Origin of the sequence: Marilutibacter aestuarii (genome assembly GCF_006546775.1) — a bacterium.
Classification (GTDB): domain Bacteria; phylum Pseudomonadota; class Gammaproteobacteria; order Xanthomonadales; family Xanthomonadaceae; genus Marilutibacter; species Marilutibacter aestuarii.
On sequence record NZ_VICE01000044.1, the window covers coordinates 35065 to 57427 of the forward strand.

The 22363-nt window shown below is 70.9% G+C and carries 22 protein-coding genes; 12 read left to right on the top strand and 10 right to left on the bottom strand.

Going from position 1 to position 22363, the window contains the following annotated elements; genetic code table 11:
* Positions 1-33: 33 nt before the first annotated feature.
* From metX to FKV25_RS04600, 3 genes are read left to right on the top strand one after another with little or no spacing between them, the layout of a single operon-like run.
* The gene (gene metX / locus FKV25_RS04590; protein WP_141517621.1) at positions 34-1104 is read left to right on the top strand and encodes a homoserine O-succinyltransferase MetX; all 1071 of its coding nucleotides are present in this window, start codon (positions 34-36) and stop codon (positions 1102-1104) included.
* Complete coding sequence (gene metB, locus FKV25_RS04595) at positions 1101-2315, top strand: cystathionine gamma-synthase (protein WP_141517622.1); 1215 nt, start codon at positions 1101-1103, stop codon at positions 2313-2315. The genes metX and metB overlap by 4 nt, the downstream gene beginning before the upstream one ends.
* Complete coding sequence (locus tag FKV25_RS04600) at positions 2312-3421, top strand: homoserine dehydrogenase family protein (RefSeq protein WP_141517623.1); 1110 nt, start codon at positions 2312-2314, stop codon at positions 3419-3421. The genes metB and FKV25_RS04600 overlap by 4 nt, the downstream gene beginning before the upstream one ends.
* Positions 3422-3604: 183 nt before the next feature.
* Here FKV25_RS04600 and FKV25_RS16615 read toward each other — a convergent pair whose 3' ends face one another.
* Together FKV25_RS16615 and FKV25_RS04610 are read right to left on the bottom strand one after the other, a co-directional pair.
* Positions 3605-5683: a glycosyl hydrolase family 18 protein gene (locus tag FKV25_RS16615; protein WP_425462607.1), complete on the bottom strand. Its 2079-nt coding sequence runs from the start codon at positions 5681-5683 to the stop codon at positions 3605-3607.
* Positions 5684-6152: 469 nt separating this feature from the next.
* Positions 6153-7535 carry an L-serine ammonia-lyase gene (locus FKV25_RS04610; protein WP_141517624.1) on the bottom strand — a complete coding sequence of 461 codons (1383 nt, stop codon included), beginning with the start codon at positions 7533-7535 and terminating at the stop codon, positions 6153-6155.
* A gap of 102 nt (positions 7536-7637) precedes the next feature.
* On the opposite strand from FKV25_RS04610, the gene FKV25_RS04615 reads away from it, so the two are divergent.
* On the top strand, positions 7638-7892 hold the full coding sequence (locus tag FKV25_RS04615; RefSeq protein ID WP_141517625.1) for a glutaredoxin family protein: 255 nt from the start codon (positions 7638-7640) through the stop codon (positions 7890-7892).
* Positions 7893-7898: 6 nt separating this feature from the next.
* Here FKV25_RS04615 and FKV25_RS04620 read toward each other — a convergent pair whose 3' ends face one another.
* From FKV25_RS04620 to FKV25_RS04630, 3 genes are read right to left on the bottom strand one after another with little or no spacing between them, the layout of a single operon-like run.
* Entirely contained in the window at positions 7899-8465 is a 567-nt protein-coding gene (locus tag FKV25_RS04620; protein WP_141517626.1) for a YceI family protein, read from the bottom strand.
* Positions 8466-8494: 29 nt separating this feature from the next.
* Entirely contained in the window at positions 8495-9052 is a 558-nt protein-coding gene (locus FKV25_RS04625) for a cytochrome b (protein WP_141517627.1), read from the bottom strand.
* The gene (locus FKV25_RS04630) at positions 9049-9816 is read right to left on the bottom strand and encodes a YceI family protein (RefSeq protein ID WP_141517628.1); all 768 of its coding nucleotides are present in this window, start codon (positions 9814-9816) and stop codon (positions 9049-9051) included. Before FKV25_RS04630 ends, FKV25_RS04625 begins: the two co-directional genes overlap by 4 nt.
* Before the next feature lie 199 nt (positions 9817-10015).
* Between FKV25_RS04630 and FKV25_RS04635 the strand changes: the two genes are divergently transcribed.
* The 5 genes from FKV25_RS04635 (at position 10016) to FKV25_RS04650 (ending at position 16882) form a co-directional block, all read left to right on the top strand.
* A complete protein-coding gene (locus FKV25_RS04635) occupies positions 10016-13555 on the top strand; it encodes a hybrid sensor histidine kinase/response regulator (RefSeq protein ID WP_170218530.1) in 3540 nt (1179 codons plus the stop codon).
* A 56-nt stretch (positions 13556-13611) separates the two neighbouring features.
* Complete coding sequence (locus FKV25_RS04640) at positions 13612-14073, top strand: DUF2946 family protein (RefSeq protein WP_141517630.1); 462 nt, start codon at positions 13612-13614, stop codon at positions 14071-14073.
* 66 nt (positions 14074-14139) lie between these two features.
* Positions 14140-16215, top strand: a complete 2076-nt coding sequence (locus tag FKV25_RS04645; RefSeq protein WP_141517631.1) for a TonB-dependent receptor family protein — start codon at positions 14140-14142, stop codon at positions 16213-16215.
* The gene (locus tag FKV25_RS16565; RefSeq protein ID WP_281286208.1) at positions 16206-16337 is read left to right on the top strand and encodes a hypothetical protein; all 132 of its coding nucleotides are present in this window, start codon (positions 16206-16208) and stop codon (positions 16335-16337) included. Before FKV25_RS04645 ends, FKV25_RS16565 begins: the two co-directional genes overlap by 10 nt.
* Entirely contained in the window at positions 16334-16882 is a 549-nt protein-coding gene (locus FKV25_RS04650) for a copper chaperone PCu(A)C (RefSeq protein ID WP_141517632.1), read from the top strand. Before FKV25_RS16565 ends, FKV25_RS04650 begins: the two co-directional genes overlap by 4 nt.
* Before the next feature lie 80 nt (positions 16883-16962).
* Here FKV25_RS04650 and hemE read toward each other — a convergent pair whose 3' ends face one another.
* The 4 genes from hemE to FKV25_RS04670 all read right to left on the bottom strand — a co-directional run bounded on the left by hemE (position 16963) and on the right by FKV25_RS04670 (position 20101).
* Positions 16963-18039 (bottom strand): uroporphyrinogen decarboxylase, encoded by a 1077-nt coding sequence (gene hemE, locus FKV25_RS04655; protein ID WP_141517633.1) that lies wholly within the window; start codon positions 18037-18039, stop codon positions 16963-16965.
* A 79-nt stretch (positions 18040-18118) separates the two neighbouring features.
* Complete coding sequence (locus tag FKV25_RS04660; RefSeq protein WP_141517634.1) at positions 18119-18373, bottom strand: WGR domain-containing protein; 255 nt, start codon at positions 18371-18373, stop codon at positions 18119-18121.
* A gap of 85 nt (positions 18374-18458) precedes the next feature.
* Complete coding sequence (aroB, locus tag FKV25_RS04665) at positions 18459-19562, bottom strand: 3-dehydroquinate synthase (RefSeq protein WP_141517635.1); 1104 nt, start codon at positions 19560-19562, stop codon at positions 18459-18461.
* Positions 19559-20101, bottom strand: coding sequence for a shikimate kinase (locus FKV25_RS04670; protein WP_141517636.1), 543 nt, complete (start codon positions 20099-20101; stop codon positions 19559-19561). The genes aroB and FKV25_RS04670 overlap by 4 nt, the downstream gene beginning before the upstream one ends.
* A 114-nt stretch (positions 20102-20215) precedes the next feature.
* Here FKV25_RS04670 and FKV25_RS04675 point away from each other — a divergent pair, with 114 nt between their 5' ends.
* The 3 genes from FKV25_RS04675 to FKV25_RS04685 all read left to right on the top strand — a co-directional run bounded on the left by FKV25_RS04675 (position 20216) and on the right by FKV25_RS04685 (position 21904).
* Entirely contained in the window at positions 20216-20419 is a 204-nt protein-coding gene (locus FKV25_RS04675) for a dodecin family protein (protein ID WP_141517637.1), read from the top strand.
* Between the two features lie 85 nt (positions 20420-20504).
* Complete coding sequence (pdxH, locus tag FKV25_RS04680; RefSeq protein ID WP_141517638.1) at positions 20505-21107, top strand: pyridoxamine 5'-phosphate oxidase; 603 nt, start codon at positions 20505-20507, stop codon at positions 21105-21107.
* The gene (locus tag FKV25_RS04685; protein WP_425462608.1) at positions 21104-21904 is read left to right on the top strand and encodes a cobalamin-binding protein; all 801 of its coding nucleotides are present in this window, start codon (positions 21104-21106) and stop codon (positions 21902-21904) included. Before pdxH ends, FKV25_RS04685 begins: the two co-directional genes overlap by 4 nt.
* 11 nt (positions 21905-21915) lie before the next feature.
* Here the strand turns inward: FKV25_RS04685 and FKV25_RS04690 are convergent.
* Positions 21916-22363, bottom strand: a 448-nt coding sequence (locus FKV25_RS04690) for a DUF4426 domain-containing protein (RefSeq protein ID WP_141517640.1), incomplete at its 5' end; no start/stop codon positions are given.

Here is a 22363-nt window from a genome sequence, read left to right on the forward strand (position 1 = left end):
GGCTCGATGGCCCCGTCATATCGGATGTCCGCCATGAGCCTCGCCCACAGTTCGAACGCCTTCCCGCTTTCCACCCCCGACGCCGCGTGCCAGGCCAGCGACGCCTGCCTCGAGGTCGCGCCGCGCGCGCCGCTCGCCCTTCGTGGCGAGATTTCCCTTGAGCTGGAGCTGCGCCACGCCGGCCGGCGCGCGGTCACCCTTCGCTACGAGAGCGTGGGGGCGCTCGAGCTTCCGGCGATCTTCGTCTGCGGCGGCATCTCCGCCGACCGCCACGTCGCGGCCAGTGCTGCCCATCCCGAGGCCGGCTGGTGGCAGGCGCAGGGCGGGGAGGGCCAGGCGCTCGACCCGACACGGCACCGCATCGTCTCCTTCGACTGGCTGGGCGCCGATGGCGCCCTGGACGTGCCGTTGGACCCGGCCGACCAGGCCAACGCGATCGCCGCGCTGCTCGATCGCCTCGACATCGCCCGCCTCGAGGCCTTCGTCGGTTGCTCGTACGGGGCGATGGTGGGCCTGCAGTTCGCCGCCCTGCACGGCGTGCGACTGGGCAAGCTGGTCGCGATCAGCGGTTTCCACCGAGCCCACCCCTATGCCAGCGCGTGGCGCGCCCTGCAGCGCCGCGCGGTCGCGCTCGGCGCGCTTCAGTGCGACGAGACGCACGGCCTCGGGCTTGCGCGCCAGTTCGCGATCCTGAGCTACCGCACCCCCGACGAGTTCGACGCGCGCTTCGCTCCCGCGCGCGTCGTCGACGGGCGCGTGCGCGTGGGCGCCGAGGATTACCTCGACCACTGCGCCGCGCGTTTCGTCGGCCGCAGCTCGCCGACCGCCTACCTGCGACTGTCGGAGTCGATCGACCTGCAGGCGGTGGATCCGGCGGCCGTGCGCGTGCCGGTCACCGTCGTCGCGGTCGAAGAGGACCGTCTGGTCCCGCTGTCCGACGCGCATGCCCTGGTCGACGCGCTGCCGGTCGCGGCGCGGCTCCGCGTCATCCGCTCGCCGTACGGCCACGACGCATTCCTCAAGGAGGTCGTCGACATCGGCGAGATCCTCCGCCACGCCCTCCACTCCCCCCTCCAGGACGTCTGCAAGGAGAACGCAGCATGAGCCATCGCAGCCTGTGTACCGCCGCCGTGCGCGCCGGCATCGACCGGGACACCGCCTACGGCGCGGTGACGCCGCCCATCGTGCTGTCGTCGAACTTCAGCTTCGCCGGTTTCAACGACAAGCGCACCTACGACTACACCCGCAGCGGCAACCCGACCCGCGACCTGCTCGCCGAGGCGCTGGCCGAGCTTGAAGGCGGCGACAGCGCGGTCGTCACCGCCACCGGCATGGGGGCGATCACCCTGGTCCTGCACGCCTGCCTGCAGCCGGGCGACACCCTGGTCGTGCCGCACGACGCCTACGGCGGCAGCTGGCGGCTGTTCAACGCGCTGGCCGCGAAGGGCGCCTTCAAGCTGCTGACCGTCGACCTGACCGACCCGCGCGCGCTGGCCGAGGCGCTGGCCGCCAAGCCGGCCGTGGTGTGGATCGAGACGCCATCCAATCCGCTGCTGCGCGTCACCGACCTGCGCTTCGTGATCGAGGCCGCGCATGCCAGCGGCGCGCTCGCGGTGGTCGACAACACCTTCCTGTCGCCGGTGCTGCAGCAACCGATCAAGTTCGATGCCGACGTGGTCGTGCATTCGACGACGAAGTACATCAACGGCCACAGCGACGTGGTCGGTGGCGCGGTGGTGGCGCGGGAGAAGGCGCTCGGCGAGAAGCTGGCCTGGTGGGGCAACTGCCTGGGCCTGACCGGCTCGCCGTTCGACAGTTTCCTGACCCTGCGCGGGCTGCGCACCCTGGACGCGCGCCTGCGCGTGCACCAGGAAAACACGCTTGCGATCGTTGACCTGCTCGAATCGCATCCTGCCGTCGAGGCGATCCACTACCCCGGCCGTGTCGAACATCCCGGCCATGCCGTGGCGGCGCGCCAGCAGAGCGGCTTCGGCGCGATGCTCAGCGTCGACATCAAGGGCGGCGAGGCGGCGGTGCGTGCCTTCGTGGACGGGCTGCAGTGCTTCACCCTGGCCGAGTCGCTCGGCGGCGTGGAAAGCCTGGTCGCCCACCCCGCGACGATGACGCATGCCGCGATGAGCCCTGAAGCCCGCGCGGCGGCCGGCATCGGCGATGGCCTGCTGCGCCTCTCGGTGGGCATCGAGCACGCCGACGACCTCGTGGCTGACATCCATGCGGCGCTCGACCGCGCGTTGGCGGCCGGCGGCAACGTGGTCGCGATCGGCAAACTTGAAGGCGAGTGCGTGGCGCAATGAATGCATTGGTCGAGGATTTGCGCACCTCGCCGGCCCATGGAGGGGCCATCCCGCGTCCGGTGGCGCAAGCGCGCCTGGCCCTGTTGGGCACCGGTACCGTCGGCAGCGCAGTGCTCGCGCGGTTGGCCGCTTGGCAGGACAGCGGCTTCGCGCCGGGCCTGCAACTGGCGCACGTCGCCAACTCGCGTCGCGCCGTGGACGGCGAAGCGGGCCTGGCGCCCGGCCTGGCCCGCGCGCGCCTCGACGGCAGCGACCAGGCCAGTCGGCTCGATGACGTCCCAGCGGCCCTGCGAGGCGCCGGCAAGTCAATCGTGGTCGATGCCACGGCCAGTGCCGAGGTGGCTGCCCGCCACGCGGCCTGGCTGGAGCAGGGCATCCACGTAGTCACCGCCTGCAAGCTCGCGCGCGGCACCTCGCTGGCCGGATGGCAGGCGGTCGAGGTCGCGAAGTCGCGCGGCGGCAGCCAGTACGGCGATGCCGCGACGGTCGGCGCTGGCCTGCCGCTGCTGCGTTCGATCCGCGATCTGCGGGCCGGCGGCGACCGCATCCATGCCGTCGCCGGCGTGCTCTCGGGCTCGCTGGCGTGGCTGTTCAACCACTACGACGGCCTGCGTCCCTTCTCGGGATTCGTGCGCAATGCGCGCGATGCAGGCTACACCGAGCCCGATCCCCGCGAGGACCTCTCCGGCGAGGATGTGCGTCGCAAGCTGCTGATCCTCGCGCGCGCTGCAGGCGTCGCGCTCGAGCAGGAGGCGGTCGAGGTCACGTCGCTGGTGCCGCCCGACATGGCCGCGCTCGGGCGCGGCGAGGTCGATGCCGCCCTGCCGCGACTGGATCCGCTGCTGCGCCAGCGTTACGCCCAGGCCTACAAGAACGGCGAGGTGCTGCGCTTCGTCGCGCGGCTGGAGCAGGGGCGGGCCCGGGTCGGGCTGGAGTCGCTGCCGGCGGACCATGCGCTGGCCGGAGGCGCCGGTACCGACAACCGCGTCGCGATATGGTCGGACCGGTATCGCGATCAGCCGCTGGTGATCCAGGGGCCGGGGGCGGGGGCGGAGGTCACCGCGGCCGGACTGCTGGACGACGTCCTGCGCATCGCCGCGTCCTGAAGCCTCTTCCGCCGTGGCGACGGTGCTGCGGCGGCATGGCTGCCGGGTCCCGGCCTGGGGGACAAAACGGAGCGCCGGCCCCGAGGGGGTAACCGGCGCTCCAGAGCCGCGCCGACCTGAGGGCCGGCGCGGTGAAAGAATCCCCGGCCGTCGCAGGCGCGACGTCCGGGGTCACGGCGGTGCTCAGTCGAGCCCCTCGCTGATGGTCCTGGTCAGCGTGCCCTGGGCATCGTCGCCGCTGAACTCCCAGAAGAACGCGCCACCCAGCGACTGGGCCTTCACGTAGTTCATCTTCTCGGTGATCATCGCCGGCGTGTCGTAGCTCCAGAACGTGTTGCCGTCGTACTTCCACGTCGCGCGCGCGTTGGCGTCGGTGTAGATCGTGCCCGGCTTGTTCTTGATGACCTTCCAGTCCTCGTTGCCGGCTTCATACGTTCCCGGTGCCGCGGTACCGCTCTGGTAGAGGCCGTTGTTGACGTTGGGGACGTTCGTCCAGCCGCGGCCGTAGTAGCCGATGCCCAGGTTGAGCTTGGACGCGGGGACGCCCCGGCTCAGGAAGGCTTCGATCGCATCGTTGCTGTTGTACATCGCCTGGTCGCCCGTGGACGGGTCGGCGGGCGAGTCGAACAGGGCCGAGTGATGGTTGGTCTGCGGATTCCACGTACCGTGGAAGTCGTAGGTCATCACGTTGATGAAGTCCAGATACTGGTGGTAGCTGCCCGGGTCGGTGACGCGCACCTTGTCCACGCCAGCGCCCGCGGCGATGGTGAGCAGCAGCCCGGGGCGTTGCGCGTCCAGCTGGCGCCGGAACTCGGCGAGCAGCGCGGTGAAGTTGGCGCTCTCCTCGGGCGTGCCGCAGGTCAGGCCGCAGGACGCCGGATACTCCCAATCGAGGTCGATGCCGTCGAACACGCCCAGTGCCGCGCCGGGACCACCGGCACCGTCGGTGACCGGCAGGTTGCCCTTGATGTAGGCATCGATGCAGGACGCCACGAAGGCCTGGCGGTTGGCGGGCTTGGCGGCCTCGGCGAACTGGCGCGACCACGTCCAGCCACCCAGCGAGATCAGCACCTTCAGGCCCGGATGCTTGGCCTTGAGCTCCTTGAGCTGGTTCCAGTTGCCGCGCAGCGGCTGGTCCCAGGTGTCGCCCACGCCGTCCACGCTCTGTCCGGCGGCGAACGACTTGGTGTAATCGGCGAACGCATCGCCGCCTTCGCCGGTGTTGGGGTTGGACGGGATGGTCCTGCCGACTTCGCAGCGGTTGTTGCGCACGTTGCCGAACGCATAGTTGATGTGCGTCAGCCGCGCGGCGGCGCCGCTGGTGTCGATGTCCTTGACGAGGTAGTTGCGGCCGTAGATGCCCCACTGGGTGAAGTAGCCGATCACGTTCTTGCCGCCGCCGGGCGGCGTGGTGCCGGTCCGGGTCGATACGCTGATCGCGCTGCCCTGGGCCGAGGCGTTCCCGGCGTTGTCGCGGGCGCGCACGCGGTAGCTGTAGCTGGTGCCGGGGCTCAGGCCGGTGTCGGTATAGCCGGGCTGGGCGGGCGAGCCGACCAGGCTGCCGTTGCGGTAGACGTCATAGCCGGCCACGCCGCTGCCGCCGGCGTTGTCGCTGGACGCACTCCAGCCCAGGCTGATGCTGGTGGTGGTCTGGCTGCCCGAAGCGAGCCCGGTCGGGACGCTCGGGGCGGTGGTATCGGTCGGCGGGTTGGTGCTGGTGACCGTCACGGTGATCGCGCTGGAGGTGGTGGTGGCGCCGTCGTCGTCGGTGGCCACCGCCTTGAGCGAGTAGTTGCCGGCCGCCGCATTGCTCCAGGTCACGCTGTAGGGCGCGCTGGAATCGGTGCCCAGCGACGTGGTGCCGCGGAAGAACTGCACCGAAGCGATCGCGCCGTCGCTGTCGCTGGCGTTGGCCGAGACGGTGATGTTGCTGCCGGCCGGGTGGCTGGAGCCCGCGGTGGGGGCGGTCAGGGACACCGACGGCGGCAGGTTCGGGTTGGGGCCGCTGCCGCACTCGCCGAGATCCTCGTACCAGCCGCAGGTCGTGCAGTGGGTGGGGGGCGCGTTCCAGATCGGGATGTTGGCCTTGTAAAGACGGTTCTGGTACTGCAACTGGTCGCCGGGGTTGTAGACGGTGCTCGGGTTCCAGACGGGGACGGCGGCGCAGGACGCGGCGCTGGCCTGCGTGGGCGCGAGCGCCAGGGCGGCGAGCATGCAGACCAGCAGGCTCCCGGGGCGCATTGCTTTCTCAAGCGGGTTCATGACTTCTCTCCATAGAAACGGGTGCGGTGCGGACGTGCCGGTGCTGCAAGACCGGCGCAACTCCCCTCGGGTCCATCTGAAGCGAAGGCGGTGCCTTCGGTTACGGCATGGGAGGCTCGGGCCTCCTCGTGTCGGTGCTTCGACTGCAATGCGGGGCCCGCGGGACCGCCTGCGCGCAAGCGCGTCGTGGTACCCGGTGGAGATCCGCGCGTGTGTGACACGCATTCACAATCTCAGCCCCTGTGGCGCCGAGGTTGGTCGCGGAAAGATATCGTTGTCAATCCGGTGTTCAAGGCTTTGCGCCTTGGTTCACATATATGCATGTCATTTCAAGACATTTTTATGTCTTTTTGTGCGCTGCAGCGAGACAATTGCATCCGCCGGCACCAGTCGGGGCCATTTCCGTGCAGGCCGATACGCAAACGCCCGGTCTGGACCGGGCGTGGGGGCGTGAGGCTGGCCTTGCCCGTCAGCACTCGATGACGTTGACCGCGAGGCCGCCGCGCGAGGTTTCCTTGTACTTGTCGCGCATGTCGCGCCCGGTGTCGCGCATGGTCTTGATGACCTTGTCCAGGCTCACCTTGTGCTTGCCGTCGCCGCGCATCGCCATCCGGCTGGCGTTCAGCGCCTTGACCGCGCCCATCGCATTGCGCTCGATGCAGGGGATCTGCACCAGGCCGCCGATCGGGTCGCAGGTCAGGCCGAGGTTGTGCTCCATCCCGATCTCGGCGGCGTTCTCGATGCGGCTGGGCGAGCCGCCCAGCGCCGCGGTCAGGCCCGCGGCCGCCATCGAGCAGGCCACGCCTACCTCGCCCTGGCAGCCGACCTCGGCGCCTGAAATGCTCGCGTTCTCCTTGTAGAGGATGCCCACCGCGGCCGCGGTCAGCAGGAAGTCGCGCACGCCCTGCGGATTGCTGCCCGGGATGAAGCGGTCGTAGTAGTGCAGCACCGAGGGGATGATGCCCGCCGCGCCGTTCGTGGGCGCGGTGACCACGCGACCGCCGGCGGCGTTCTCCTCGTTGACCGCCAGCGCATAGAGGTTGACCCAGTCGAGCGTGGTCAGGGGATCGCGCATGCCGGCTTCGGGCCGCGACGACAGGTCCTGGTACAGGCAGGGCGCACGTCGGGAGACATGCAGCCCGCCGGGCAGGGTCCCGGTCTCGCGGATGCCGCGGCGTACGCAGGACTGCATCGCCTCCCAGATCTCGTCCAGGCCGGCGTCGATCTCCTCGCGGCTGCGCCAGACCTCTTCGTTGGCGTACATCAGGCCGGCGATGCCCAGCCCGCTTTCGGTGGCGCGACGGATGAGCTCGTCGCCGGACGCGAAGGGATGGGGCACCTGCGTGGTGTCGGCGACGATGCGGTCCTCGGCCGCTTCGTCCTGGTTGACCACGAAGCCCCCGCCGACGGAGTAGTAGTCGCGCGTGGCGATCACCTCGCCGGCGCCGTCGTAGGCGGTGAAGCGCATTCCGTTGGTGTGGAACGGCAGCTTCTGGCGCTTGTTCATGATGAGGTCGTGCTTCTCGTCGAAGTCGATCTCGTGGCGGCCGAACAGGCGGATGCGCTTGCTGCCGCGGATGCGCTCGAGCGCCGCGGGGATGATGTCGGGGTCGATCTCGTTCGGCCAGTGGCCCTCCAGGCCCATCAGCACCGCCTTGTCGGTGCCGTGGCCACGGCCGGTCAGCGCCAGCGAGCCGAATACTTCGGCGCGCAGGCGCGCGGTCCTGTCGAGGTCGCCGTTGTCGATGAGCCAACGTTCGATGAAGCGGGCGGCGGCGCGCATGGGGCCGACGGTGTGCGAGGAACTCGGCCCGATGCCGATCTTGAACAGGTCGAAACAGCTGACAGCCATGTTGTACAACTCCGGATTGTCCCCGCGAGGGATGGCAGGCGGGGCGAGGCGCTATTCTACGGCCCCGCCCGCCGCGGAGTTGAATACTCCACCGGATTGAAGATGCCCGGATCGCCCCTGTCCACGCCCGGTTTCGTGCTGTTCCAGCGCGACGACTGCCACCTGTGCGACCTCGCGCTGGACGTGCTCGCGGCGGCGGGCCTCCCGGAGTTCGAGAGCGTCTTCATCGACGACGACGACGCCCTCGAGGCGCGCTACGGCCTGCGCGTGCCGGTCCTGTCCGATGCCAGCGGCAGGCGCCCGGACCTGGATTGGCCGTTCGACGCCGCCGGCGTGCGCGCCTGGCTGGCGCGCTGAGGCGGTTCAGGGCGCGGGTCGGAACACCACGCGGGTGCTGACTGCCACCTCGTCGGGGAGTTCGGCGACGTCCGCCCAATCGCCCGCGCCGACGCCGAAGGCCAGGCGCGGCACGGTGGCCTTGCCGGCCAGTACCGGGGCAGGTCCCGGCGTCCATTCGAAGGTCAGGGTCACCGGCTTGCTGATCCCGCGCAGGCTCAGCGTGCCGTCGGCGGCGTAGCGGCCGTCGTCGAGCGCGCGGAAGCCGCTGGCCTGGAAGCGCGCCTGGGGAAACTTGCTGGCGAAGAAGAAGTCCTCGCCAATCAAGGTCTCGTCGCGCTCGGGGTTCTTCGTGCTGGCGGTGGCCAGCGGAATCGCCACGTCCAGCCTGCCCGACGCCGGATCGGCGGGATCGAACGACAGCGTGGTGCGGAAGTCCGGGAACCGCCCGACGAATATCTCGCCCTGGTACTTGCTGGCGAAGGTGAGCGCCGAGCCGGGCGCCTGGACGTAGTCGGCGGCGATGGCCGGCAGGGCCGCGAACGCCAGGAGCAATGCGGCCAGTGCTTGGGCGGAGCGTTGGGTGAAGGACATGGCGTGGGTCTCGGTGGGAGCGGGTCGGGTCAGGTGCCTCGGCGACGCGGCAGCATGCGCTTGAGCGTGTCGTCGCGCTGGAAGATGTGGTGGTAGAAGGCCGCGCCGACATGCAGCGCGACCAGCGCCACCAGCACCCAGAACAACCATTCGTGGGCCTCGTGGGCGAAGTCGCGGATGCCCGGGTCGGGCGCGCTGAGCTTGGGCACCTCGGCCATGCCGAACCAGCGCAGCGGGCGCAGGCCGCTGGCCGAGTCGTACAGCCAGCCCGACAGCGGCATGGCCAGGATCAGGCCGTACAGCACCCAGTGCGTGGCGCCCGCGATCGCCGCCTGCCACGCCGGCGTGCCGGCCACCGGGCGCGGGCTGCCGGCGTAGAGGCGCCAGGCCAGGCGCAGCACGACCAGCACCAGCACCGTCAGGCCGACGGACTTGTGCAGGTCGTACACCCAGAAGTACTTGGGCGATCGCGGCAGCGAATCGAGCGAGAGGCCGACGATGGCCAAGCCCAGGATCAGCAACATGATCAGCCAGTGCAGGAACTGGCTGACCGGACCCCAACGGTCGACGGTGTTCTTCAGGCTCATGGCAGGGGCTCCGGGCGGGGTGGTGGGACGTCGCCGTCGTCGGCATCGTCCAGGGAGGGGTCGTCGCTCGCCGCCGCTTCCAGCGCGGCCGCGGCGGCGGCTTCCATGGCCTCGTTCGCGTCCGGGGTCGCGGGGGTTACATCCGCGCCAGGCGCCGGCGCCGGCTCGAACGCCGCGCGGGCGTCATCGTCGCGCACGGCCTCGGCTTCGATCCGCAGGCTCACGGTATCGCCGATGACCGACGTCCAGGCGTCGATGCCGAAGTCGGCGCGGCTCAGCTGCGCGGTGGCCGAGAAGCCGGCGGTGCGGCGGAAGGGCGGCATCGGATGGCGCTCGATGGCATTGAGGGTCACGTCCAGGCATTGCGGGCGGGCGACGCCATGCAATTGCAGGGTGCCGCAGACGCGCGCATGCGTGGCGTCGACCGGCTCGACGCGCTCGCTGCTGAACCGGGCCTCCGGGTAGCGGGTCGTATCGAGCAGGTTGCGGGCGGCGACGGCGCGATTCCAGTCCGCGTCGCCGAAATCCAGGCGGGCCAGCGGCACGCGCACCTCCAGTCGCGCGCTGCGCCAGTCCCCGGGATCGAACAACAGGGCGCCTTCGCTGCCCGACACGGTGCCCAACGCCTGCGAGAAGCCGGCGTGGCCGACCGCCACCAGCACGCGCGTGTGGACCGGATCCAGGGCGTACGCCGCGGGCTCTCCCGCGGGCGACGCGAGCGGTGCCAGCAGGACTGCGAAGGCGAGGGCGGGCGTGAGTCGCATGGGCGGGTCCGGCGGCTGGGTCGGGTGCGCACACCATAGCAATCCCGGCGCGCCGCTTCGTGATCGTGGAGCGACGCAGTGTTGCAGCCGCGTGGGCAACCTGGCGGCGATTGCGGTATTTTCCGGGCCGCGGGGCGGATTCGTCGCCAGCGCCAGGAGGCAGGCTGTGGGCCAGGGACAGTGGACGTGGCGGGGAAGGGTGGGCGGCGCCATCGTCGGCGCGCTGGCCCTGTGGTCGGCGTGGACCGCCCCGGCCGGGGCGGCGATGCCCGACGTCCCGCGTCCGCAGCTGATCGGCGTGGAACGGGGCCTGCCCTCGACCTACATCAACGGTATCACCGAGGACCGCCAGGGCTACATCTGGGTCGCGACCACCGACGGCCTGGCGCGCTACGACGGCAGCGGCATGCAGGTCTGGCGGCACGATCCGGCCGAGCCCGGCTCATTGCCCGGCAACCTGATCACGGCGGTCCACATCGATGGCCAGGACCGCGTCTGGGCCGCGGTCGAGGCGCGCGGCCTGAGCATGCTGGACGCCGCCCGCGCGCGGTTCCGGCACTACCGCATGGCCGACGCCCCGGCGATGGGCAGCGACGATGTGTTCGCCATCGCCAGTCGTGGCGAGGACGTGTGGTTCGGCACCTATGGTGGCGGCCTGCATCGCCTGTCCGCCGACGGAACGATCGAACGCTTCATGCCACGCGAGGGCGACCCCGGCAGCCTGCCCTCGGAAACCATCACCTCGCTGGCCTTCGATGCACGGGGCGTGCTGTGGATCGGCTCGCTCGCCGGCCTCGCCGCATGGGACGGCGCGCGCTTCGAACGCATCGCCCTGCCGGGCGATGCGCCGAACGGCCTGGTGTATTCGGTCACCGCCCGCGACGACGGCGTATGGGTCGGTGCCGCCAGCGGTGTTTACCTGCGGACGCCGGAGGGGGAATGGCGCGACCTGCCGTGGGCACCCATGTTCGCCAAGCCCAACGCCGTGCTGAGCGTGGTGGGCGACCACCAGGGTCACTTGTGGCTGGGCACCCAACGCAGCATCTGGCACGTGGCGCCGGGTCGCGTGCCGGTGCCCGCGGCGCTGGCCCCGCATGGCCCCACGCGGCTTGTCCAGCAACTGCATGCCCAGGCCAATGGCGGCCTGTGGATGCCGGTCGCCGGCCGTGGCCTGGGCTACCTGCGGCCGGACTGGCGTACCGCCATCCAGCTTTCGCGCGAGAACGGCCTGACCAGCTCGCTGTACCTGGGCATGGTGCCCTCGGCCGACGGCGGCCTGTGGTTGATGGGCGAGCGCGGCGAACTCGACCACCTCGACGCGGTCGGCCTGCTGCATCCCACCGACGAAGACATCCGTGACGCCTTGTCCGACTGGCGTCCCACCGCGATCGTCGAGGACCGCCGCGGCCACCTGTGGCTGGGCACCGCGGGCGTGCATGCCAGCCTGCTCAGGATCGACGGCGAGGGCCGCGTGCGCGAGTGGTCCCCCGACAGTCCGCGCGACGCCACCCTGGGCGGCGCGATCCCGCTGATGAAGCTCGCCCCCGACGGCAGCCTGTGGATGGTGAGCTCCGGCGGCGGCGTGCAGCAGCGCGACACCGACAGTGGCCGCGTACTGACCGAGATCCCTGCAGGCGGCGACAACGGCCTGGGCGGCGGCGACCTGGAGGCGATCGGTTTCGATGGCGACGGCGCCCTGTGGGTGGCCGGCGACGACGGCCTGATGCAGTGGGACCCGGTACGCGAGCGTTTCCAGACCTTGCCCGATCGCGTCGGCGAGCGCGTGTACGGCTTCGACTTCCGCGGCCCCGACGAGCTGTGGCTCCAACGCCTGTCAGGCCTCAGCCACTACCGCCGCGAAGGCGGGCGCTGGCGACTGCGCGCGGATGTCGGCAGCGCGCAGGGCATCCCGGCGGTCGAGGGCATGGGCCTGCACGTCGACGCGCGCGGCCGGGTCTGGCTGGCCACGGCACGCGGCCTGTATCGATGGGATCCCGAGCGGACCCAGGTGCGCCGCTTCGGCCTGGCCGATGGCCTCACCAGCCAGCAGTTCGTCGACCACTCCACGGTGCTGACCGGCGAGGGCATGTTCGCCGGTGCGGTCGAGGACGGCGGGGTGGTGCTGGTGGACACGCGCGCTGAGGATCCCGCGCCCTCGCGGCCGCCGCTGCACTGGGACCGGATCGAAGTGCGCCGCGACGGCGAGTGGGCGCCGGTCGCGGCAGGCATGCTCGCCGGCTTGCCGTCCAGCGACCGCGAACTCCGCGTGCGCTTCCGCCTGCTGGCCTACGAGAATCCGGACGCCAACCGGTACTTCAGCCGCCTGGACGGCTACGACCGTGACTGGGTCGCGCAGGGCCCGCAGGGAGAGCGCATCCTCGCCGGCCTCGCGGCCGGCGAGCACGTGCTGCGCGTGCGCGGCGAGGACGCGGCGGGCAACGCGTCCGGGGAGAAGTTGCTGCGCTTCACGATCCTGCCGCCGTGGTGGCAGACGCCGCCGGCCTGGGCGGGCTTCGCCGGCCTCCTGGCGTTGCTCGCATGGTGGTCGAGCGACCTCTACCGTGCCCGCCTGCGGCAGAAGCACAGCCGCGAACGCATCGAGCACGAACGCGAAGTCGCCCAGCAGGCTTCGCTGGCGAAGACCCGTTTCCTGGCCACCCTGGGCCACGAAGTACGCACGCCGATGACCGGCGTGCTGGGCATGAGCGAACTGCTGCTCGACACCGGCCTGGACGAGCGCCAGCGTGCCTACACCGAGGCGATCCGCACTGCCGGCGAACACCTGTTGCGACTGGTCAACGACGCGCTGGACCTGTCGAGGATCGAATCGGGCAAGCTCGAGCTCGAGCCGGCGCCCTTCGACCTGCACGCGCTGGTACACGAAGTGGCGGCGCTCAGCGAGCCGATGGCGCTGCGCAAGGGGCTGGCGTTCTCCGCGGAGGTGACCGTGGACGTGCCGGCCTGGGTCCGGGGCGATCGCAAGCGGGTGTGCCAGATCCTGCTCAACCTGCTGGGCAATGCGATCAAGTTCACCGACGTCGGACGCGTCGGCCTGAGGGTGGACGTAACCGAAGAGGGGGCGATCTGCTTCCACGTCGACGACACCGGGCCGGGCCTCAACCGCGAACAGACCGCGCGCCTGTTCCGTCGTTTCGAACAGGCCGAAGGCGTGCGCACGTCCGCGCGCTACGGCGGCAGTGGCCTGGGCCTGGCGATCTGCCAGGAGTTGACCGTCGCGATGTCGGGCCGCATCGACGTCGACAGCGAGCCCGGCCGTGGCGCGCGCTTCGACGTCATCCTGCCCCTGCCCGCCTGCGAGGCGCCGGCAGTCCAGGCCACGCCCGGAGCGGAGGCGTTGCCGCCGCTGCGGATCCTGCTGGTCGAGGACGATCCCACCGTGGCCGAGGTCATGGCCGGCCTGCTGCGTGCGCAGGGCCATCGCGTGGTGCATGTGGGCCACGCCCTGGCGGGGCTGAGCGAGGTCGCCGCGGCACCGTTCGACGTCGCGCTGCTCGACCTCGACCTGCCGGGGATGGACGGCCTGGCCCTGGCGCGCCAGCTGCGCCAACAGGGCGCGCGGATGCCGCTGGTCGCGATCACCGCGCGTGCCGATGCCGAAGCCGAGGTCGAATCGATGGAGGCCGGCTTCGACCAGTTCCTGCGCAAGCCCCTCACCGGTCGCATGCTGGCCGGCGCGCTGTCGCGGGTGCTCGGCGGCCGGCAGCAGGGCATGCAGTAGATCGGCCGCATCGACGTGCCTGCCATGTCCGCTGCGCGACGTCCAGATGTCGCGCGATGCGCGTAGCCAGTAACATCGCCGCCGTGATCCGATCCCGCTCCTTCCAGTCCGGCATGCTCAGGTTGGCGTTCGTGGCCACCCTGCTGCTGGTGCTGCTGCCCACGTTCGGCCGCCTGGCGGAGTCGCGGGTGCAGACCGACGGCTCGAACGGCGCGGATGCACACTGGACGGCGATCTGCACCGTCGCCGGGATCCAGTACATCGCGTTGCCGGATGCGCTTGCGGCACCCGGGCACGCGGGCGCCGGCGCGCACTCCGGCAAGGGGACGCCTGCGCATCCCGGTGCCGACTGCGACTACTGTCCGCTGCTTGCCTCGTTGCTCGTCGTCGCGTTGTGCTGGGCGATCCTCGGGCCTCAGGGGCAACGTGCCATCCCGACAGTGCCCGCGCCGTCCGCGCGTCGCTGGCAGCGGCATCCCTGCGGGCTCGGCTCGCGCGGTCCACCGATCGCCCTCTGAAACACAAGCCCCGACCCGTTCCGCGTGGCCGACCAGGCCGCGCATCTTGTGCTTTCCGGAGTCCTCATGTCTATACCCGTTTCCGCGACGCCGCGCGCGTCGCGCATGGCCGTGGCCGTGTGCCTGAGTCTTTCCCTTTCCCTCGTTTCCCGCCCTGCCGCTGCCGGCGGCGACGACGATCCCGGTGCCGCCACGCTGGACACGGTAGTGGTGCGTGGCGAGCGACCGGCGACCGTCGAGTCGCTCCAGCAAGCCCGCGACCGCCTGTCCCAACGCGCTGGCGGCACCGCCATCATCGATGCCGACACCTACCGCGACGGTCGTGCCAGCACCATGGCCGACGCGCTGGGCTATGCGCCCGGTGTCTTCATCCAATCGCGCTTCGGCGCCGAGGAAGCACGTCTGTCCATTCGCGGCTCCGGCCTGCAACGCACCTTCCATGGCCGCGGGATCGAACTGATGCAGGACGGCAGTCCCCTCAACCTCGCCGACGGCAGCTTCGATTTCCAGGCGGTGGAGCCGCTGTCGGCACGCTATGTCGAGGTCTACCGGGGCGCCAACGCACTGGAGTACGGCGCCGCCACCCTGGGCGGTGCGGTCAACTTCGTCTCGCCCACCGGCCACGACGCGGCCGCGCTGACCGGCCGCATGGAAGCCGGCAGTTCCGGCTACAGGCGAGGGCAGGTGGCGACCGCCGGAAGCCGCGGAGACGCCGACGGCTACGCCAGCCTGACGGCGTTCGAGCAGGACGGATTCCGCGACCATGCCGTCCAAGAGAATTATCGCCTGTTCGCCAATGCCGGTTACCGCTTCAACGACACGCTCGACGGCCGCCTTTACTACACGCATGTCGACACCGACTCCCAGCTGCCGGGCAGCCTGACGCGGGCGCAGGCCTACGCCGACCCGCGCCAGGCGGCGGCCGGCAGCGTGGTGCTCGACCAGAAGCGCGACTTCCGTCTCGACCGCGTCGCGGGCAGGCTGGCATGGACGCCTGGCGACGGACGCAAACTCAGCCTGTCGCTCTACTATGCCGACAAATCGCTGGACCACCCGATCTTCCAGGTACTGCGCCAGGACACGCGGGATTACGGCATGGACTTGCGCTGGCAGGCGTCGGGCGCGCTCGCCGGACACCGGAACGAACTCGTTGCCGGACTCGCCTATGGTCGAGGCGACACCACCGATGCGCGCTTCCTGAACCTCGGGGGCACGGCCGGTGCCCGCACCAACGGCTACGCGCAGCACGCCAGCAACGCCAAGGCCTACCTGGAGAACCAGGCCTGGCTCACCGACCGCTGGACGCTGGTGATGGGGGCGCAGGGACTGAAGTCGGTCCGCAACCTTCGCGATACCTTCGTCACCGCCTTAGACGAGAGTTTCCGCGAGGACTACAGCGGGTTCAGTCCCAAGCTGGGCACGCGCTTCATCGTCGACGAGCGCCTGCAGTTCTTCGGCAACCTCAGCCGGAGCATGGAGCCGCCGAGCTTCGGCGAGCTGGCCGGCGGGCCGAACGTCACCCGCAACGACGCCCAGCGCGCGACGACCGCCGAACTGGGCATGCGCATCCAGCGAGCCGGCCTGTCACTGGACGCGGCCGTGTATCGCGCGCGGGTCGAGGAAGAACTGTTGTCGTTGAGCGATGGCGACGGCAACCCGCTGGGCACCGTCAACGCCGACCACACCCTCCATCAGGGCGTGGAACTGGGCCTGGACTGGGCGTTCGCAAATCGCTGGAAGCTGTCGGCGAACTACCTGTTGAACGACTTCCGTTTCGACCACGACCCGGTTTACGGCGACAACACGCTGGCCGGGGTGCCGCGCCAGCAAGTGCGCATGGCCCTGCGCTGGTCGCCGGGCCCGGTCTTCCACGTGGCCCCCCAAGTCGAATGGGTGCCTCAGGACTACTACATCGACCATGCCAACACGTTCACCGCCCCGGGCTACGCATTGCTGGGCCTGAAACTGGGCGGCGATATCGGGTCGGGGGCGTCATGGTTCGTCGACGCCCGCAACCTGGCGGACCGCAAGTGGATTTCCACCACCGGCGTGATCGCCGACGCCGGCGGGCAGGACTCGGCGCAGTTCCTGCCGGGCGACGGGCGGTCGGTCTACGCCGGCCTGCAGTGGGCATGGCAATGAGCCCGGTCGCCATCGGCGCGGCCTGCTGCATGGCCCGGGACGTCCTGCTGGTGCTGCTGCACGTGCACGGTACCCGCATCCCGCAACCCTTATCCTTGTTCGACACCCAGGAGGTCCCATGAAAACCCCGTTCTTTGCCGCATCCCTGCTCTCGGCCCTGCTGCTCGCGGCATGCGCGGCGCCCCAGGCGCCCACGGCCGAGGTCGATGCCACCACCGACGCGCGCCCCGCGCCCGCCCCGGCGGACCAGGGCATCACCGTGAGCGCGGCCTGGAGCCGCGCGATGCCGCCCGGCGCCCGCGTAGGCGGCGGCTTCATGACGATCCGCAACCGCGGCGACCGGGACGATCGCCTCGTCTCATTGAGCAGCCCGGCCGCCGACAGCGTGGATGTCCATGAAATGCGCGAAGTCGACGGGATGATGCAGATGCGCCCGCTCACCGACGGGCTGGTGATCCCCGCGGGTGGCGAGGTCGTGCTCGAGCCCGGTGGCTATCACCTGATGTTCATGCAGCCCGTGCAGCCCTTCGTCGAAGGCGACGCCATCGATGTGACCCTGGTCTTCGAGCATGCAGGCGAACGCCAGGTCGCGTTCGAGGTGCTGGGCCTGGGCGCGACCGCTCCCGAGGCGGGCGAGGGCGCCGCCACCGAACACGCCGGGCACTGAGGCAGGCGCGGCGCCGCGAACGTGCGCGGCGCCGAATGTGGACAGGGCCGTCGTCGGCCGCCGACGGGGCCGACCGGCGCTCAGCGCGCGCTGAGCGTATGCACGGCCTCGACCAGGACACCGACGTGGTCGGGGTCCATGTCCGGCGACATGCCGTGGCCGAGGTTGAACACGTGGCCCTCGCGCGACCCGCCGTTGCCGTCGCGCCAACTGTCGAGCGCACGCCCGACTTCGGTGCGGATGGCATCGGGCGTGGCATACAGGGTCACCGGATCCAGGTTGCCCTGCACGGCGACCTTGCCGCCGGTGCGGCGGGCCGCCTCGCCCAGGTCGACCAGCCAGTCGGCGCCCACGCCTTCGGCGCCGGTCGCCGCCAGGTCTTCCAGGTAGGCGGCGTTGCCCTTGCCGAACAGGATCAGCGGCGTGCGGTCGCTGCCTTCACCGCGCTCGAGCTCGCTGGCGATGCGTTGCAGGTAGCGCAGCGAGAACTCGCGGTACATGCGCGGCGAAAGCACGCCGCCCCAGGTGTCGAACACCTGCAGCGCCTGCGCACCGGCCGCGCGCTGGGCCGACAGGTAGGCGATCACCGCGTCGGTCGTGACCGAGAGCAGCTGGTGCATCGCCTCGGGGTGGTTGAGGGCGAGCGACTTGACCCGGGCGAAATCCTTGCTGCCGCCCCCTTCGACCATGTAGCAGGCCAACGTCCAGGGGCTGCCGGAGAAACCGATCAGCGGCACGCTGCCGTCGAGCGCGGCGCGGATGGTGCGGACCGCGTCCATCACGTAGCGCAATTCGCCGTCCATGTCCGGTACCGCCAGGTGCGCGATGTCCGCGGGCGTGCGGACGGGATTCGTGAACTTCGGACCCTCGCCCTCGGCGAAATACAGGCCCAGGCCCATGGCGTCGGGAACGGTGAGGATGTCCGAGAACAGGATCGCCGCGTCCAGCGGATAACGGCGCAGCGGCTGCAGCGTCACTTCGCAGGCCAGCTCGGGGTTCTTGGCCAGGGCCAGGAAGCTGCCGGCCTCGGCGCGCGTGGCGCGATACTCGGGCAGGTAGCGGCCGGCCTGCCGCATCAGCCAGACCGGCGTCCGGTCCACGGGCTCGCGGCGCAGGGCGCGTAGGAATCGGTCGTTCTTCAGGGGGGTCGCGGACATGGAAGGGCTCGTGGGCTGGGGCCGGCACCGGCGTGCTGCGGGCGGCGGGACTAGCGGGGGCGCGGGGGCGCGGCGAAAACTAGCGAGGCGCGGGGGCGCCCTGGGTGAACATCAACTGGAAACCGCGCTTGATCTGCTGGTCGCGCACGCGCTCCAGCGCCGCCATCGCGCTGTCCTGGTCGAGGAACTGCTCGCGCCGCACGCTGCTGCGGCCGCCGATGTGGCCGGACTCGCGCACGAGCGTGTAGCCCCCGAGCAGGTCGGGTTGCAGGAACAGCTGTACGAAGCGGGGGGCCTCGTCGCCGTCGGCTCGTTGTTGCAGTAGCAGGCGCATGACCGTCCATTGTAGTGCGCAAGCCGCCGCCGAGACAGGCCGCCGCGGGCGATGCCGCCCGGATCGGCACCGTCGGCGGGGCCGATCAGCCGGCCAGCACGTCCAGCACGGCCGCGTCAGGCACGTCGCGGACGACGCGGGCGGCGCCGGCACGGTCCCACAGGATGAAGCGCAGGCCCTGTGCGTCGGCCTTCTTGTCCAGGCGCATGCGCGCCAGTAGCGCGTGCGGGTCCAGCCCGGCCGGCACCGCGACGGGCAGGCCGAAGCGCTCCAGCAGCACCTGCAGGCGGTCGGCATCGGCGACGGGCGCCAACCCCTCGCGCGCCGAGAGGCGGGCGGCCAGGACCATGCCCACGGCGACGGCTTCGCCGTGGTTGAGGCCATCGCCGGTCGCGCCGGCATAGCCCTGCTCGGTTTCGATCGCATGCCCGAAGGTGTGGCCGAAGTTGAGCAGGGCGCGGTCGCCATGTTCGAAGGGGTCGCGTTCGACCACGTCGGCCTTGTAGCGGCAACTGCGGGCGACCGCCTCGGCGATGGCCGCGTCGTCGCGCGCCAGCAGGGTGTCGACGCGCGACTCCAGCCAGTCCAGGAAGCCGGCATCGAAGATCGCGCCGTACTTGACCACTTCGGCCAGGCCCGCGCGCAGTTCGCGGTCGGGCAGGGTGCGCAGCGCGGTGGTGTCGGCGATCACCGCGCGCGGAGGGTGGAAGGCGCCCACCAGGTTCTTGCCGCTGGGCAGGTCGACGGCGGTCTTGCCGCCCACCGACGAGTCGACCATGGCAAGCAGGGTGGTGGGCAGTTGCACCACGTCGATGCCGCGCATCCAGCAGGCCGCCGCGAAACCGGCCAGGTCGCCGATGACGCCCCCGCCCAGGGCGATGACCGCCGCGTCGCGCGTCGCACCCAGGCCGGCAAGGGCATCCAGGCACTCGCCGAAGCGCGCCAGCGTCTTCTCGTGTTCGCCCGCGGGCATGACGAAGCGTGCGATGCCCAACCCGGGGCGTGCGCGGCGCAGCGCGGCCTCGACGCGATCGGCGTACAGCGGTGCCACGTTCGCGTCGCTGACCAGCAACGCATGGCGTCCGCGCAGGGGCGCGCGCAACGTGGCGCCGTCGTCCAGCAGGCCCGGTGCGATGCGCACCGCGTAGGGGGCGTCGCCGCCGATCTCGACCGTGTGCATCGCCGTCATGCGGGGACTCCATTGCGTTTCCAGAGTGGCTCGAGGGCATCGATGAGCCCCGCCGCCGCGTCGCCGGCATCGAAGCGGCCGGTGTCGAAGGCGAGGTCGGCGACCTCGGCATACAGCGGGCTGCGCACGCGGGCCATGGCCTCGAGCACCGATTCGCGATCGGCGCGTGCCAGCAGCGGCCGGCTGCGATCACCCTGCAGGCGCGCCAGTTGCTGCGCAGGCGTCGCCTGCAGGTGGACGACGAAACCGCGGGTGCGCATGCGCTCGCGATTGCGCGGGTCCAGCACCGCGCCGCCCCCGGTCACCAGCACGATGTCCACGCCGTCGAGCAGGGTGTGCAGCATGGCGTGCTCGCGCGCGCGGAAACCGGACTCGCCCTCGCGGTCGAACAGCGCGGCCACGCGCATCCCGGCCTCGGCTTCGATGGCCGCGTCGAGGTCGAGCAGGCGCAGGCCGAAGTGCGCGGCCAGCGGCGGTCCCAGATGGGTCTTGCCCGCGCCGGTCGGGCCGACCAGGATCAGGTTGCGTGCCGGATTCATCCGCCGATTGTAGGGCAAGGCCCCCGCGCGGCGTCCCGGTCGCGCGGGTTTAACGCGCTGCGTCGTAGCGTGGGGGTCCGGGTGCTGCTGCCCGGCCAACCCAGGGAGTCCGCCATGTCGGTTGCCAAGGTCATCGAACTCACCGCCGCCTCGCCGGTCAGCGTCGAGGACGCGGTCAAGACCGGATTGAAGAAGTGCAGTGAATCGGTCAAGAACATCCGGGGCGCCTGGGTCAACGAAGTCAAGGTCGTGACCTCCGGCGATGGCACCATCACCGAGTGGCGTGTGAACCTGCGCATCACCTTCGTGGTGGAGTGAACCCGGACGTCGTCCACGGTCCCGGGTCTGTTCGTGATCGTGGGGCGGCGTTAGGCTCTTGGGTCCCTGGACCCCGGTGCCCCCGATGAGCGCGTCGAACCTGCTTGAACATGCCCTGGCCACCTTCGACACCCTGTTCGAGGAGGCGCGCGCGGCCGGCGAGCCCGACCCCACCGCGATGACCGTGGCCACCGCCGACCGCGATGCGCGGCCCTCCGCGCGCACGGTGCTGCTGAAGGCGCACGACGCCCGCGGCTTCGTGTTCTACACCCATCTCGACGGGCGCAAGGGCCTGGAACTGCAAGGCAATCCACACGCCGCGCTGCTGTTCCACTGGCCGCGCGTGCGCCACGGCGTGCAGGTGCGGATCGAGGGGCCGGTGGAGCGCGTCTCCGACGAAGAGGCCGATGCCTACTTCGCCACCCGCCCGCGGGGCAGCCAGCTGGGCGCCTGGGCCTCGAAGCAGTCCGAGACGCTGGATTCGCGCGAGACCTTCGACGAGCGCCTGGCGCAGGTCGAGCGGGAGTTCGAGGGACGCGAGGTCCCGCGGCCGGCGCGCTGGACGGGCCTGCGGGTGCGGCCGGAGAAGATCGAGTTCTGGTACGGCGCGGACTTCCGCCTGCACGAACGCCAGCTCTACGAATGCGACCCGGTCGGCGACTGGTCGCAGCGGATGCTGTATCCGTGAGTTTCGGCCCGCGCCGCATCGTCTGCCTGACCGAAGAACCCACCGAGACCCTGTACGCGCTCGGCGAGCAGGATCGCATCGTCGGCATCAGCGGCTTCACCGTCAGGCCGCCCCGCGCGCGCCGGGAAAAGCCGAAGGTCAGCGCCTTCACCCGCGCCCGGATCGACGAGATCCTCGCCCTGGAGCCGGACCTCGTCGTCGGCTTCTCCGACATCCAGGCCGGGATCGCCAGTGAACTCATCGGCCGCGGCGTGGAGGTTTGGATCAGCAACCACCGCAGCGTCGCAGGCATCCTCGACTACATCCGGCGCCTGGGCGCGATGGTCGGTACCGGTCCGCGCGCGCAGGCCTGGGCGGACGAACTCGCACGCGGGCTCGACGCCATTGCCGAAGACGCCTCGCGTCTGCCGCGCCGGCCGCGGGTCTATTTCGAGGAGTGGGACGAACCGCTGATCACCGGCATCCGCTGGGTGGCTGAGCTGGTGCGCGTCGCCGGCGGCGACGACATCTTCCCCGAGCGCGCGGCCGAGCCGTTGGCCAAGGCGCGCATCCTCGCCGATCCGGGCGAGGTGGTGCGCCGCGCGCCCGACATCGTGTTCGGTTCCTGGTGCGGCAAGAAGTTCCAGCCCGGGAAGGTCGCCACGCGGCCGGGCTGGGACGCGATCCCGGCCGTCCGCGATGGCGAGCTGCACGAAATCAAGTCGCCGCTGATCCTGCAGCCCGGGCCGGCGGCGCTGACCGACGGGGTGCGCGCGATCGCCGCCCACATCCAGGACTGGGGCCGCCGCCAGGGCTGATCGTCGCGGCCCTACTCCGGGAAGATGTCGCGGCTGAAACGCAGTCGCGTGCGTCGGCCGTCCTCGAGGACCACGTCGACATCGAAGCGCAGGCTGTCGGGCGGCGCGACGCGCGCGGTGCCGACGTAGTCGATCAGCGTGCCGTTGTCGATGCGCCGCAGTTCCAGCGGCTGCGACACGCCGCGCAGGTCCTGCACCGAGGCGGCGACCTGCGCCGGCAGCGCCGTTTCGTTCATCTCCGGCCCGGTTCGCACGCCGACCAGCAGCAGGACCGTATTCGTCGCCGGCTCGATGCCGTACTGGCGCGCCACGGCGTCGCTGATGCGCGCGGTGGGTACGACGCTGGCACGCACGCGTGCATCGCCGAGCGTGGCGACGGCCTCCTCGCTCGTCGCGTCGGCGTGGGCACGCGGCGCCGGGGGCGTGGCGGCGTCGCGGCCGCAGCCGGCGGCGGTCGCG